Origin of the sequence: Streptomyces sp. MMG1533 (assembly GCF_001279775.1) — a bacterium.
Taxonomy (GTDB): domain Bacteria; phylum Actinomycetota; class Actinomycetes; order Streptomycetales; family Streptomycetaceae; genus Streptomyces.
On sequence record NZ_LGDG01000253.1, the window covers coordinates 1 to 14417 of the forward strand.

Annotated in this window: 9 protein-coding genes and 1 pseudogene; 2 read left to right on the forward strand and 8 right to left on the reverse strand. The window is 71.9% G+C overall.

All coding sequences use genetic code 11. The annotated features are described in order from the left end of the window. A partial coding sequence (locus tag ADK57_RS36550) for a phosphoketolase (protein WP_053753975.1) occupies nucleotides 1-1707 on the reverse strand: 1707 nt, incomplete at its 3' end. A 61-nt stretch (nucleotides 1708-1768) separates the two neighbouring features. On the opposite strand from ADK57_RS36550, the pseudogene ADK57_RS48295 reads away from it, so the two are divergent. After that, nucleotides 1769-2018 (forward strand): annotated as a pseudogene (locus ADK57_RS48295) (polyphosphate kinase 2); the annotation flags it as partial. A 49-nt stretch (nucleotides 2019-2067) separates the two neighbouring features. Here the strand turns inward: ADK57_RS48295 and ADK57_RS36555 are convergent. The 6 genes from ADK57_RS36555 to ADK57_RS36580 all read right to left on the reverse strand — a co-directional run bounded on the left by ADK57_RS36555 (nucleotide 2068) and on the right by ADK57_RS36580 (nucleotide 11372). Beyond that, nucleotides 2068-2946 carry a universal stress protein gene (locus ADK57_RS36555; protein WP_107091734.1) on the reverse strand — a complete coding sequence of 293 codons (879 nt, stop codon included), beginning with the start codon at nucleotides 2944-2946 and terminating at the stop codon, nucleotides 2068-2070. 39 nt (nucleotides 2947-2985) lie between these two features. Further along, nucleotides 2986-3888: a universal stress protein gene (locus tag ADK57_RS36560; RefSeq protein WP_053753977.1), complete on the reverse strand. Its 903-nt coding sequence runs from the start codon at nucleotides 3886-3888 to the stop codon at nucleotides 2986-2988. Between the two features lie 208 nt (nucleotides 3889-4096). Next, nucleotides 4097-4726, reverse strand: a complete 630-nt coding sequence (locus ADK57_RS36565) for a DoxX family membrane protein (RefSeq protein WP_053753978.1) — start codon at nucleotides 4724-4726, stop codon at nucleotides 4097-4099. 477 nt (nucleotides 4727-5203) lie between these two features. Next, a complete protein-coding gene (gene cydD, locus ADK57_RS36570) occupies nucleotides 5204-8716 on the reverse strand; it encodes a thiol reductant ABC exporter subunit CydD (RefSeq protein ID WP_053753979.1) in 3513 nt (1170 codons plus the stop codon). 46 nt (nucleotides 8717-8762) lie between these two features. Further along, nucleotides 8763-9758 carry a cytochrome d ubiquinol oxidase subunit II gene (gene cydB / locus ADK57_RS36575; protein ID WP_053753980.1) on the reverse strand — a complete coding sequence of 332 codons (996 nt, stop codon included), beginning with the start codon at nucleotides 9756-9758 and terminating at the stop codon, nucleotides 8763-8765. Between the two features lie 72 nt (nucleotides 9759-9830). After that, nucleotides 9831-11372 carry a cytochrome ubiquinol oxidase subunit I gene (locus ADK57_RS36580; protein ID WP_053753981.1) on the reverse strand — a complete coding sequence of 514 codons (1542 nt, stop codon included), beginning with the start codon at nucleotides 11370-11372 and terminating at the stop codon, nucleotides 9831-9833. 373 nt (nucleotides 11373-11745) lie between these two features. On the opposite strand from ADK57_RS36580, the gene ADK57_RS36585 reads away from it, so the two are divergent. After that, on the forward strand, nucleotides 11746-13314 hold the full coding sequence (locus ADK57_RS36585) for an oleate hydratase (protein ID WP_053753982.1): 1569 nt from the start codon (nucleotides 11746-11748) through the stop codon (nucleotides 13312-13314). Nucleotides 13315-13407: 93 nt separating this feature from the next. On the opposite strand, the gene ADK57_RS36590 is transcribed toward ADK57_RS36585, so the two are convergent. Further along, on the reverse strand, nucleotides 13408-14325 hold the full coding sequence (locus tag ADK57_RS36590) for a universal stress protein (protein ID WP_053753983.1): 918 nt from the start codon (nucleotides 14323-14325) through the stop codon (nucleotides 13408-13410). Between the last annotated feature and the right edge of the window lie 92 nt (nucleotides 14326-14417).

Genomic DNA, 14417 nt, shown 5'->3' on the forward strand with positions numbered 1-14417 from the left:
GGCGTCCGGCGGCAGGTAGACCCGGACGACCTCGGGGCTCTTGTTGAGGACGTGGTCGACGAAGCCGGGGTCCTGGTGGGAGAAGCCGTTGTGGTCCTGGCGCCACACGTGCGAGGTGAGCAGGTAGTTGAGCGAGGCGATGGGGGCGCGCCAGGGCAGGCGGCGGGTCACGCGCAGCCACTTGATGTGCTGGTTGACCATCGAGTCGACGATGTGGACGAAGGCCTCGTAGCAGGAGAACAGCCCGTGCCGTCCGGTCAGGAGGTAGCCCTCCAGCCAGCCCTGGCAGGTGTGTTCGGAGAGGATCTCCATCACCCGGCCGTGCCGGTCGAGGTGTTCGTCGACCGGGAGCGTCTGCGCCTGCCAGGCTTTTCCGCTGGCGTCGAAGACGGCCTGCAGCCGGTTGGAGGCGGTCTCGTCCGGACCGACCAGGCGGAAGTCGCGCCGCTCGCCGGTGGCCCGCATGACGGATTCGAGCAGGTCGCCGAGGACCCGGGTGGGCTCGTGCAGGGTCGCGCCGGGCTTGTCGACGGCGACCGCGTACCGCTCCAGCGGTGGCACGGGCAGCTCGCGCAGCAGCAGCCCGCCGTTGGCGTGCGGGGTGGCACCGAGGCGCCGGGCGCCCTCGGGGACACAGGCGAGGACCTGCTCCCGGGGACGGCCGTCCTCGTCGAAGAGCTCCTGCGGCTTGTACGAGCGCAGCCAGGCCTCCAGCTGCCGCAGATGCTCGGGGTTGTCGCGGACGGCGGACAGCGGGACCTGGTGGGCGCGCCACGTGCCCTCCACCGGCACTCCGTCGACCTCGGCGGGACCCGTCCAGCCCTTCGGGGTGCGCAGCACGATGACGGGCCAGTGCGGCCGTTCGGCCACGCCGTCCTCGCGAGCCGTGTGCTGGATCCGGGCGATCCGGTCCAGGGCGTCGTCCATCGCGGCGGCCATGTCCCGGTGCACCTGGTCCGGGTCGTCGCCGGTGACGTGGATCGGGGTGTGCCCGTACCCCCGCAGCAGTGCGTCGAGTTCGGACTCGGGGATCCGGGACAGCACCGTCGGGTTGGCGATCTTGTAGCCGTTGAGATGCAGGATGGGAAGGACGGCGCCGTCGTGTACGGGGTCGAGGAACTTGTTGGAGTGCCAGGACGCGGCCAGCGGCCCGGTCTCCGCCTCGCCGTCGCCGATCACACAGGCGACCAGCAGGTCCGGGTTGTCCAGCGCGGCGCCGTAGGCGTGGGACAGGGCGTAGCCCAGTTCGCCGCCCTCGTGGATGGAGCCGGGCGTCTCGGGTGCGACATGACTGGGCACCCCGCCCGGGAACGAGAACTGACGGAACAGCCGCCCCATGCCTGCCGCGTCCCGGCTCACGTCCGGATACGTCTGGCTGTAGCTGCCCTCCAGCCACGCGTTGGCCAGGACGGCCGGGCCGCCGTGCCCGGGGCCCCAGACGCACAGGGCGTCCTGGCCGCGGGCCTTGATCACGCGGTTGAGGTGGGTGTGGACCAGGTTGAGCCCGGGGGAGGTGCCCCAGTGCCCGAGCAGCCGCGGTTTGACGTGCTCAGGCCGCAGCGGCTCGGTGAGCAGGGGATTGGCGAGCAGGTAGATCTGGCCGACGGCCAGATAGTTGGCGGCCCGCCAGTGGGCATCCAGGGTGCGCAGTTCCTTGTCGGTCAGCACAGTGCTGCTGGTCTGGTCCTTGCGCTTGGCCTTGGGCATGTAGGGCTCCGGGAACGTTGTCGAGAGCGTCATAGAGCGGGTGGTGCGACTCCAGGAGTAGGTGTGCGCGCGGGGCGCCCGGCTGGTCGTGGTCGTCGAGGGGCGGGACGCGGCGGGCGAGGGCGGCACCGTCGGACGGGTCGCGGAGCATCTCGACTCCCGGGTCGCTCGGATCATGGCCCTGCCGGGGCCCACCGAGCGCCGTGCACCCGGTGTGGCACTTCCAGCGTCGCATCGAGTACCTGCCCACGACAGGAGGAATCGCACTGTTCGATCAAAGTTGGTACAACCGGGCCGGTACGGAGCATGTCGACGAGCCTTCGCCACGTCCCGGATCACTCGGAGAGCCTCTGTGCCGAGTCATGCCCGTCGGGGTACGACGGCGACGGGGCAGGCCGAGTGGTGCAGCGCCCCATGGGCGACCCGGCCCAACTGGAGGCCGGACCGCGCACCGTGCCGCCGGGCTCCGACGACCAGCAGATCGGCGGTGGCCGAAGCCTCCATCAGCACCTGAAGGGGGGACCCTTCCACGGTCCGCCGGCGCACCTGCACGGACGGGTGTTCCCCCGCGGCGTCCCGCAGCGCGTTCTCCAGGGTCTGTGCGGCGCGTCGCACGAAGTGGTGGGCGGGGTCCCCGGCGGTCGGAGGTGGGGCGGCCGGCCGATGCGCGGGCCGCCGCCAGGCCCGTACGGCATGGAGGGTGGCGTACCGGTCGGCGGCCTCCTGGAAGGCGAACTCCACGGTCGCCGATTCCGGCTCGTCACCCACGCCGAGCACGACGCGCTGCCCGATCCCGGAGCGCCCCCGGTGCTCGCGTCCGTCGCGCAACACGACCACCGGGCAGTCGGCGCGGGCGGCGACCGCGAGGCTGACGGAGCCGAGCAGCCGCTCGGCGATGCCGCCGCGTCCGCGGGACGCGACGACCAGCACGGAGGCGTTGCGGCCCTCGTGGAGCAGGGCGCTCACCGAGTCGTCGGGCAGCACCTCGGTGGTGATCTTCAGGTCCGGATTGCGGCGCTGGGCCCGCTTGGCCGCCGAGCCGACGATGCTGTCGTTCAGGACCTGCTCCGAGGACCTGCCGAGGCCCTGGGCGAGCGCGGGCCCTTCGTACCGCTCCCACAGCGAGGCGTACACCACACGCAGCGGCACCCCGTGCAGGGCGGCCTCCTCGGCCGCCCAGTCCGCGGCGTGCAGGCTCGCCTCGGAACCGTCCACCCCGACGACCACGGGAAGCTCCATGCTCCTCATCTCCCTTGCTTTCTTCCCCGCGGGGGACGGTCAGTCGTGCGGGACGACGGCGACGGGGGCGGTGGCGTGATGCAGGACGGCGTGGGTGACGGGGCCGATGTGGGCGCCGAAGGGGCTGCGGCGGACGCGGCGGCCGACGACGACGAGGGAGGCCTCGCGGGACGCCTCGACCAGCATGGTGGCAGGGCTGTTGAAGTGCGATTCCTCGACGACGTCGACATCGGGGAACTTCTCCCGCCACGGCCGCAGGACCTCGGCCAGGGCTGCGGCCTGGCGCAGCGCCGGTTCGTGAAGGTCGAGGCCGGCGGCGACCCGGTACGTGTAGTACGCCGGCAGGTTCCAGCCGTGGATGACGTGCACGGCGGTGGCCCGGCGGGCGGCGGCCCGGAAGGCGAACTCGATCAGCGCCTCGTGCGGGCTGTCGGTGTCCAGGCCGAGGACCACGGGCTGGAACGGGGCCGCGGCCGACGGGATCCCGGCCGGGTCCCTCATGTGTTCGTCGGCGGCCTGCTCCCCGGCCCGGACCAGGACGACGGGGCACTCGGCGTGGGCCACGACGGACAGGCCGACGGAACCGACCATGAAGCCGCCGACGCCGCCGAGGCCCCGGGAGCCGAGCACCAGCAGCTCGGCGTCTTTGGCCGCGTCCGGCAGCACCTCGCCCGCCCGGCCGGCGACCTGCTGGGTGGTGACGTCGACGCCCGGGTGGCGCAGCCGCAGACCCTCGGCCGCCTCGCGGGGGATCCTCTGGGACCAGTGCTGCAGCGTCTCGGCGCCCAGGAGCGGGGCCTGGGCCATGGGCTCGGGGACCGGTTCCCAGACATTGACCAGCTTCAGCGTGATGCCACGCAGTATCGCCTCGCGGGCGGCCCATTCCGCGGCGGCCCGGCTCTCGGGCGAGCCGTCGAGACCGACGATGACGGTGCGGGACATGATGACTGCCTCCTGGGTCCGAGGATGGAATCAGCACGGGGAATCCGTATGCGGATTCGATTTCAGTGTGGTGGGTGGGACAGACGAAGCGGAGAGGCCGAGCAGTCCCCGGATAGGGCCGAGCGGCCCCATGGGAGCCGGCCTTCCTGCATGGCGGGAGGAGCCACGGCCCCGGTGCGGGCCCGTGGCTCCCTCCGGCTCCCCGCCGTCAGAGCAGCGAACGGTGGTCGCGGACGAACGGCAGTCGGGCCCAGAACCGGCCCAGGCCCCAGGTGTCGCCCGCCGCGGCGGCGGCCAGGGCGATCAGCACGACGGCGTAGATCACGTGGTATTCCACGAACGGGTTCGTGGACATGCTGGCCGAGCCGTCGGAAAGGTGCTTGGCGGGCGGCCACTCGGCGACCCACATCAGCGCCATCATCGCGGTGCCGGCGACCGCGGCGAGCCGCAGTGCGACACCGGAGACGAGGGCGAGCCCGATGCCGAGCAGACCGAGCATGAACAGCCAGTCCGCCCATGCGGCCCCGGCCCAGTCGTGGAAGGTGGACTCCATGGGCCCGGCGGCGACGCCGCTGAGGAAGCCCTTGGTCGGGGAACCGCCGTCCATCCAGCCCTTGCCGGACGGAGTGGCGTAGCCGAGGCCGAAGGTCTTGTCCAGGAACGCCCACAGGAAGGCGAACCCGGTCAACAGTCGCAGCGAGGCGAAGGAGCGGGCCCGCAGTGTGTGCGTGTCGGTGCTTGCCGACACGGCGGTCCCAGAGGTGGACGCGGTCCGGTGCCCGCGCAGGGAACGCAGGTGGAAGCCCGGACCCCGGTGAGGGTGCTCGTGCACGGCCATGATGGTGATCCCTTCGGGAATCGTTCCGGAGTCGTTCGGGAGTCGTTCGGGAATCGGAGGCTGTCGGGCCGGTGCCCGACACCCCTCACTGTGGTCGCGCGGGACGTGCTCGGGCGGATGCCGAAGGTCCGCAGCCGTGGGGCTGAACGGCCCCTTTCGCAGGGCCTGTTGGGCTGAAGCGCGGAAGGCAGCCGTCCGGTCGGTCGCGGACGTCCATGGTTCGGTGGATCGTTGGGGCACGCGACGGGCGGACGGCGGCGACGTCTCGGGATGGTGCCGTCTCACGCCGGAACCGCCGTGCTGGTCGGCCTCCGCCGCTCGTTCCGTACGCGCCGTCGGGCACCTCGCGGCTGCTCTGGTCGGCCCGTCTTCGGCGGTCGAGTGGGCAGCGGGTGCGCCAAGTCGGCCGACTCCAGGACCGCCTGCGCCGGCAGACGGACCATGCCGCGCTCGCCTGTTCCTGGGCGATGGAGGCGCTCAGGCGGCGGCTCGCGCCGCCTCGGCTGACTGCTCCCGCCCGGCTGACTGCTCCCGCTCGGCCGTTCGCCGCAACGGGCCGGGTGCGGCCATGAGTTCGGTCCAGGTGCCGCGCTGGACGACCCGGCCGTGGTCGAGGACGACGATCTCGTCCACGTCCTCGAGTCCCGCCAGCCGGTGGGTGATCAGCACGGTGGCACGCCCCCGGGTGGCCGCGAGGAGGTCGGCCGTCAACGCGTCGGCGGTGGGCAGGTCCAGGTGTTCGGCGGGTTCGTCGAGGACGAGAACCGGGAAGTCGGCGAGCAACGCGCGGGCCAGGGCGAGGCGTTGGCGCTGCCCGCCGGAGAGCCTGGCGCCGTGCTCGCCGACCGGCGTGTCCAGGCCCGCGGGCAGTTGCCGCACCCAGGCGTCGAGGCGGGCCGCGGCAAGCGCCGCCCAAAGATCCCCGTCGGTGCAGTCGGGGCGCGCCAGACGGAGGTTCTCGCGGAGGGTGCTGTCGAAAAGGTGCGCGTCCTGGGCGCACAGGCCCACGACACGTCGTACGTCGTCCCCGGCCAGGCTGGTCGCGTCGGTCCCGGCGAGGGTGTAGGCACCCGCCGCAGGGTCGAGGAAGCGGAGCAGGACGTGGGCGAGGGTGGTCTTGCCGGAGCCGCTCGGTCCGACGATCGCGATCCTGCGCCCGGGGGAGAGGTCCAGGTCGATGCCGCTGAGCGCCGGTTCGCGGCCGCCCGGCCAGATGGCGGTCAGCCCGCGCAGTCGAAGGGGCAGAGACGGCTGGGGGAGAACGGCCGGGTGCCCGGGCTCGCGGACCGCTTCGGGAGCGTCGATGACGTCGACGACCCGTTCCGCGGCACGGCGGCTGCGCTGCCGTACCTGGGCGGCGGCGGGGAGCCCGGCGACCGCCTCGAACGCGGCGAGCGGGGTGAGGACCAGGACGGCGAGCAGCACCCCGTCCAGTCGGCCGGCCGCCACGGCCTGGACGCCCACGGCTGCGCAGGCGGTGGTCGTGAGCCCCGCGAGCAGGGCCACGAGCCCGGAGCCGAGCCCCGCGGTGGCGGCCGAGCGGGCGGCGATCCGGGTCAGGCGGCGGTCGCAGGCTCCTACGGCGGCCAGTTGGCGGGGCAGTGCCCCGGTCACCGTGAGCTCGGCGGTTCCTGACAGTGCGTCCAGGACGGTGGTCGCCAGCTCGCCGCGGGCCGGTGCCTGGCGGCGTTCGGTACGCCGAGAGGTGGTCGCGGTCAGCAGGGGCACGCCCACGCCTGCGAGCAGCAGTCCGGTGGCGAGTACGACTCCGGCGGCGGGCAGCATCGCGCCCAGCAGCGCCGCGGCCGCCGTTCCCACCAGGGCAGCCGCCGCGGCCGGGAGGCGGAAGCGCAGGAGGTGGTCCTGCACGGAGTCGACGTCGGTGACGAACCGGGAGAGCAGATCCCCCTTCCGGTACAGGCGCAGTCCGGACGGAGCCAACCGCTCCAGTCGTCCGTAGACGGCTGTGCGCAGCGTGCCGAGGCCGCGTAGTACGGCGTCGTGGGCCACCAGCCGCTCGGCGTAGCGCAGGACGCTGCGCCCGATGCCGAAGGCCCGTACGCAGGTCACCGCGACCATCAGGTGCAGCACCGGCGGCTGCTGGGAGGCGCGGGAGATCAGCCAGCCCGACGTGCTCATGAGCGCGACGCCACATCCGAGGGCGAGCGCGCCGAGCAGCACCGCCAGGGCGAGCCGGGTGCGGATGTGCCCGGTGACGGCCATCCGTACGAGTCGGCGCAGCGGGGAGCCCGTCGAGGCGCTGGGAACGCGGCCCGGAGCATCGGGTTGCGTCCGGTGCCGCGATGCCCCGGCGGGAAGGCCCTTGGACCCCGGCCCGGCCGACGTTCCCGTGCTCCGCGTACCGGCGCTCGGGACACGGAGTTCCACACACCGGTCCGCGAGGGCCGACAGGGCCGGACGGTGGGAGGTCAGCAGCACCGTGCGGGTGGCGGCGAGGCGGCGGACGGAGTCGGCGATCGCGAACTCGTTCTCGGCGTCGAGGTGGGCGGTCGGTTCGTCGAGGAGGACGAGCGGGCGGTCGGCGAGGAAGGCGCGTGCGAGGGCGACGCGTTGGCGCTGGCCGGCGGAGAGGCCGACGCCGTTCTCGCCGAGGGTGAGGTCGTCGGGGAGGTCGAGGGCGTTCGCGTCGCGCAGGGCCTGGCGTATGTCGGCGTCGGTGGCCTCGGGCCGGGCGAGCCGGACGTTGTCGGCGACGGTGCCGGCGATGAGACGGGGGTGCTGCGGGACCCAGGCGATCCTGCGGTGCCACAGCTCGGGGGCGATGTCCGTCAGGTTCCGGTCGCCGATGGTCACGGTCCCGGCAGCGGGGGTGGTGAAACCGAGCAGGACGGACAGGACGCTGCTCTTGCCGGCGCCCGACGGGCCGGTCAGGGCGACCGTCTCGCCGGGACGGACCGTGAAGGAGAGGTTCTCGACGGCGGGTGCGGCGCGGCCCGGGTGGGTCACGGTCAGGTTGTCGACGGTGATGGGGGTGGTGGAGAGGTCGGGTGCGTCGGCGTCACCGCGCCGGGGGAGCGGGGTCTCCAGGACGTCGAAGATCTTCCCGGCGGCGGTGAGCCCTTCGACACTGGCGTGGTAGTGGACGCCCACCGCCCGGATCGGGGCGTACGCCTCCGGTGCCAGGACCAGGACCAGAAGTCCGGTGTACAGGTCGAGCCCGCCCTCGACCATCCGCAGTCCGATGCTCACGGCCACGAGTGCGACGGACAGCGTGGACAGCAGTTCCAGGGCGAAGGAGGAGACGAAGGCGATCCGCAGGGTGCGCAGGGTCGCCCGACGGTACTCGTCGGTGATCCGCCGGATCGCTGCCGCCTGCGCCTTGGCCCGTCCGAAGACCTTCAGGGTCGGCAGGCCCGCCACCACGTCCAGGAAGTGGTGCGAGAGCCGGGACAGGGTCCGCCACTGGCGGTCCGTCTGTGCCTGCGTGGCCAGTCCGATCAGCACCATGAACACCGGGATCAGCGGCAGCGTCGCCGCGATGATCGCCGCCGAGAGCCAGTCCGCGGTCACGATCCTCGCGAGCACGACGACCGGGACCACGACCGACAACGCCAACTGCGGAACGTACCGTCCGAAGTAGTCGTCGAGCGCGTCCACCCCACGGGTGGCGAGTGTGGTGAGCTCGCCGCTGCGCTGCCCGGCCACGAAGTCCGGTCCGAGCGCGGTCGCGTGTTCCATCAGGCGCCCGCGCAGCTGCGACTTCACGGCCGCCGAGGCGCGGTGCGCGGCGGACTCGGTGAGCCAGGCCACCGCGGCCCGCCCGACGGACACAGCGGTCAGCAGGAGCAGAGGGCCTCGCAGAGAGGCAAGGCCGCGGCCGTCTTCGAAGGCCCCCACCACCACCTCGGCGATGACCGCGGCCTGGACCACGAGCAGCCCCGCTCCGATCGTGCCCAGGGCCACGGAGGCGGCGAGGAAGAGCCGGGTGGCACGCGCGTGGCGCAGCAGCCGCGGGTCGACGGGTTTCATCGCGTGTGTGCCTTTCGGGCTGGGGGACGCCACGGCGTCACCGGCTTCAGGCCGGGATGTGCTCGACACCGATGCGCTTGCGGAACACCCAGTACGTCCAGCTCTGGTAGAGCAGCACGAGAGGCGTCATGACCGCCGCCACCCAGGTCATGACCTTCAGCGTGTACGCCGACGAGGAGGCGTTGCTCACCGTCAGACTCCATGCCGGGTTCAGGCTGGACGGCATCACGTCCGGGTAGAGCGCGAGGAAGAGCATCGCGACGGCCCCGGCCACGGTGACACCGGAGAGGAGGAACGCCCAGCCCTCGCGGGCCTGCCGGTTCGCGGCGAGCGCACCGAGCAGCGTGACGACGGTGAGGATCAGCGCCACGAGGCTGCGGGCGTTGCCGCCGCTGCCCTGGGTCCACAACAGGAAGACCAGCGCGAGTCCGGCGGTGGCGAGGCCGGCCCGGCCGGCCATGGTGCGGGCCCGGTCGCGGATGTCGCCGCGCGTCTTGAGCGCCGCGAACATCGCGCCGTGGAAGGTGAACAGGGCGAGTGTGACGAGGCCGCCGAGGAGGGCGTACGGGTTGAGCAGGTCGAGGACCGTACCGGCGTACTCGCCCTCGGCGTCGATCTTCACACCGCGGACGATGTCCGCGAAGGCCACACCCCACAGGAACGCGGGCAGCAGGGAGGTCCAGAACAGCGCGTGCTCCCAGTTGCGCTTCCACTGGGCGTCGTCGCGCTTGCCGCGGTACTCGAAGGCGACGACACGGACGATCAGGCAGACCAGGATCGCCAGCAGCGGCAGGTAGAAGCCGCTGAACAGGGTGGCGTACCAGGCGGGGAAGGCGGCGAAGGTGGCGCCGCCGGCGGTGAGCAGCCACACCTCGTTGCCGTCCCAGACCGGGCCGACGGTGTTGATCAGTACCCGGCGCTCGGCCTCGTCGCGGGCGAGCAGCTTGGTGAGGATGCCGATCCCGAAGTCGAAGCCCTCGAGGAAGAAGTAGCCGATCCACAGGACGGCGATCAGGGCGAACCAGACATCGTGCAACTCCATGGCCGTGTCTCTCTCCGTCTCTCCGGAAGGTCTCGGAAGGTCTCAGTAGGTCGCTGTAGGTCGCGGTAGGTCTCAGTAGGCGAAGGTCATCGGGCGGTCGGTGTCCTCGCCGGCGGCCGGGCCGCGCAGTGAGGGGACCTCCGGCGGCGGCAGTTCGTCGACGGGGCCCGCCTTGGCGTACTTGACGAGCAACCGCACCTCGACGACGGCCAGTACGGCGTACAGGGCGGTGAAGACGCTCAGCGAGGTGATCTGCTCGGCGACGGAGACGCTCGGCGAGACGGCGTCGGCGGTCGTCATCAGTCCATAGACGGTCCAGGGCTGGCGGCCCATCTCGGTGAAGATCCAGCCGAAGGAGTTGGCGACCAGCGGGAAGCCCATGGTGAGGACGGCGAGCTGCCAGGCCCAGGTGTTCAGGGTCGGGCCCAGCTGACGGTTCGGGGTGAGCATGAGCAGCGGGACCTCGTCCTCGCCGCGCCGTCTGTCGGCGGCCAGCCACCGCTTCCTCCGGGTCAGCCACAGCCCGGCGAGGCCGATCGTGAAGGAGGCCATACCGAAGCCGATCATCCAGCGGAACGACCAGTAGGCGGTGGGGATGCTCGGCTTGTAGTCGTCGGCGAGATCGCCGTACTTCGCCCTCTCCAGCGCCTCGACGGTGCTGATGCCGGGCACCTCCGAGGTGAAGTCGCCCTTGGCGAGATAGGACAGCACCCCGGGTATCTCGACCTCGACGGTGTTGCGGCCCTCCTCGACGTCGCCGTACGCGAAGAGGGAGAAGGGCGCCGACTCCTCCGTCTCCCAGAGGGCCTCGGCGGCGGCCATCTTCATGGGCTGCTGCTCGTACATCACCTTGGCGAGCGCGTCGCCGCTGACCGCCGTGCCGAGACCGGCGATGACGACCGTGACCAGGCCGAGGCGGAGCGAGGTGCGCATGGCGGCGATCCGGCCGGGAGTGTCCGGCTTCGCGGCCTGCCCCGCGCGGCGCAGCTGGTACGCGGCGATGCCGATCATGAAGGCGCCGCCGGTGAGGAAGGCCGCGGTGAGGGTGTGGAAGACGACGACCAGGGTGGTCTTCTGGAACAGCACGGCCGCGATGTCGTTGAGCTCGGCGCGGCCGGTGACCTTGTTGATCTCGTATCCGACCGGGTGCTGCATCCAGGAGTTGGCGGCCAGGATGAAGTACGCCGACAGGAAGGTGCCGATCGCCACCAGCCAGATGCACGCCAGGTGGATCTTGCGGGGCAGCTTGTCCCAGCCGAAGATCCACAGCCCGATGAAGGTGGACTCGAAGAAGAACGCGAGCAGCGCCTCCATGGCGAGCGGGGCCCCGAAGACGTCACCGACGAAGCGCGAGTAGTCGGACCAGTTCATGCCGAACTGGAACTCCTGCACGATGCCGGTGGCCACGCCCATCGCGACGTTGATCAGGAAGAGCTTGCCCCAGAAGCGGGTCGACTTGAAGTACTTGTCCTTGCCCGTGCGCACCCAGGCGGTCTGCAGGCCCGCGACGAGGAAGGCCAGGCTGATGGTGAGCGGGACGAACAGGAAGTGGTAGACGGTCGTGATGCCGAACTGCCATCGGGCCACGGTCTCCTGAGCCAGCGCCAGCTCCACGGCGGGCCTCCTCTTGTACGGGGTCGCGCGCACCCCGGGTTCGGGGGTCGGCAGCGGAAACGGCCGGACCGGCCACCAAGGGCGCCGACCCGTGCACGACACCTTCGCGGGCGGGCGTACCGCCGGAACAGCGCCGTACGGACCTGCCACCAGGGCCGAACGGACCACAGTCCGGGCTTTCCCCTGGGGCCCAATGGCACGGTGGGGGCCTGCCGGGCGGCCACCCCACCGCGTCGAGGCGCCGCGCCGGTCCGATCGGGGCCGGTCGGACCGGCCCCTGGTGCCCAAAGGCCCACTGACGCCGGTCACGACCACGGGAAACCGTGGAGTCCGCAGTTCCCGGTCACGGGCGGACGCAGCGAGGAGACGTGTGATGGCGAAGGCATATCTGGTGGGGAGCGGCATCGCGGCCATGGCCGCGGCGGCGTTCCTGATCCGCGAGGGCGGATTCGAAGGGGCGGACATCCACCTCTTCGAGGAGCACCGGCAGACGGGCGGCAGCCTGGACGCGGGCGGGACGCCGGAGAGCGGCTACACCATGCGCGGCGGGCGGATGTTCGAGGCGGAGTTCCGCTGCACGTACGACCTGCTGTCGCACATCCCCTCCCTCGACGACCCGTCGGTATCGGTGACGGAGGACATCCGCGCCGCGTACGAGGAGTTCGGCTGGGACGACGCGGCACGCCTCGTCGGCGCCGACGGGGAGATCATGGACGTACGGTCGATGGGGTTCTCCGAGCACGACCGGCTGGACCTCGCCAGGTGCCTGGTGACCCCCGAGTCCAAGCTGGACGGCCGGCGCATCACCGACTGTTTCGGCGAGCAATTCTTCACCACCAACTTCTGGTACATGTGGTCCACCACCTTCGCCTTCCAGCCGTGGCACAGCGCGATCGAGTTCCGCCGGTACCTCAAGCGCTTCATCCACCTCTTCCCCGGCTTCGCCGCGATGTCGGGGATCCAGCGGACCCGCTACAACCAGTACGACTCGATCGTCCGCCCGCTGGAGAGCTGGCTGCGGGAACGGGGCGTGGCCTTCCACACCGGCTGTCGGATACGGGATCTGGTGATCACGGCGGGGCCGGACACCACGGTCGAGCGCATCCTCCTCGCCCGTGACGGACACGACGAGGGGATCCAGGTGGCACCCGAGGACCTCGTGCTGGTCACCAACGGCTCCATGACCGATGCCACCACCCTCGGCTCGCACACCGCCCCGCCCCCACGTCCGCCCCGGACGTCGGACGCGTGGCTCCTCTGGCACCGGCTGGCCCGGGGCCGCGACGACTTCGGCGACCCGGAGGTCTTCGACAAGCACGTCGGCGAGTCCCAGTGGGAGTCCTTCACCGTCACCGCCCGGGACCCCGCCTTCCTCGACGCGCTGGAGCGGTTCAGCGGCCGGGCGACCGGCAGGGGCGGCCTCATGACCTTCACCGCCTCCAACTGGCTGCTCACCATCGTCGCCAACCACCAGCCGGTGTACCCGGACCAGCCCGAGGGCGTCTCCGTCTGGTGGGGCTACGCCCTGTTCCCCGACCGGCCGGGCAACCATGTCGACAAGCCCATGACCGAGTGCTCGGGCGCGGAGATCCTCGAAGAGGTGCTGCACCACCTGCGGTTCGAGCAGGACCTGAGGGAACGGGTGCTGGCCACCTCCACCGTGGTGCCCTGCCTGATGCCGTACATCACCAGCCAGTTCCTCGCCCGTCGGCACGGCGACCGGCCGCTGGTCGTGCCGAGGAGGTCCGTGAACCTCGCGTTCATCGGGCAGTTCGCCGAGGTTCCCGACGACGTGGTCTTCACCGTCGAGTACTCGGTGCGCACCGCATGGACCGCCGTCGCCGAACTCCTCGGCCTCGACCGTCGACCGCCCGGGGTCTACAAGGGGCAGCGCGATCCCCATGTGCTGAGGGAGGCGCTGGAGACGATGCGGCGCCGCTGACGCGGTGCCGCCAGGGACTGGCCGGCGGATCGTGCCGCAGACGCGGGCGGGGGCCTCTACGGGTACGAAACCCGTAGAGGCCCCCGCGGGCCGTCAGCCGTGCGGCACCACCGCGACCGGTGCCTTCGCGTGGTGCAGTACCGCATGTGTCACGGCGCCGATGTGCGAGCCGACCGGCGAGCGGCGGATCCTGCTGCCCACGACCACGAGGCTCGCGTCGCGGGACACGTCCACCAGGTGGCGGCCGGCCCCGCCGATCACGGGCTGCGGGCTCACCTCGACGCCGGGGAACTTCTCCTGCCACGGCCCGAGCACCTCGGCCAGCCGGTTCCGCTCCAGGGCCGCAAGAACGGAGGTCGCCTCGGGGCCGCTCGCGGTGCCGTACTCGTAGAACGGCGGGACGCTCCAGCCGTGGACGACACGCAGGGGCGCACCCCGCCGCGCCGCTGCGTCGAAGGCGAACTCGATCACCGGGTCGGCCGGCTTGCGCAGGTCCAGGCCGAGTACGACGTCGCCGTACGGCGCGGAGGTGGTCGGTGTTCCCGTGGCGTCGGGCCGTGGCTCGTCCTGACGCTCCTTGGCCCGGACGAGCACGACCGGCCGCTCCGCACGGGCCAGCACCGCGAAGGCCACGGAACCGACCAGGAATCCGCCGAGGCCGCCCAGCCCCCGGGAGCCCAGCACCAGCAGTTCGGCCTCGCGAGCGGCTTCCAGGAGGGCGGGGACCGGCTGTTCGGCTACCTGGTCGGCGGTGACCGGCAGCTCGGGGTGACGGCGTGCCAGGCCGGCCACGACCTCGCATGACATCCGCTCCGCCCACTGGCGCTCGGGCTCGGATCCGGGCGGCGGGGCGTAGACCCCGGCGAGCGGTGCGAGGACGAGGGGCTGCGCCTGCCAGGCGTGGACGAGACGCAGCGGCTCTTCACGGAGCAGGGCTTCGCGGGCGGCCCAGTCGGCGGCGGCGAGGCTCTCGGGTGAACCGTTCAGACCGGCGATGACGGTGCGGAGCATGATGTCAGACCTCCTTGAGTGGTGAACTCAGCTTCGCGGGGCGGCTGTTCGCGGCGGCAGGGTCGGCCGGTCCCTGTTCTGGGACCGGCCGG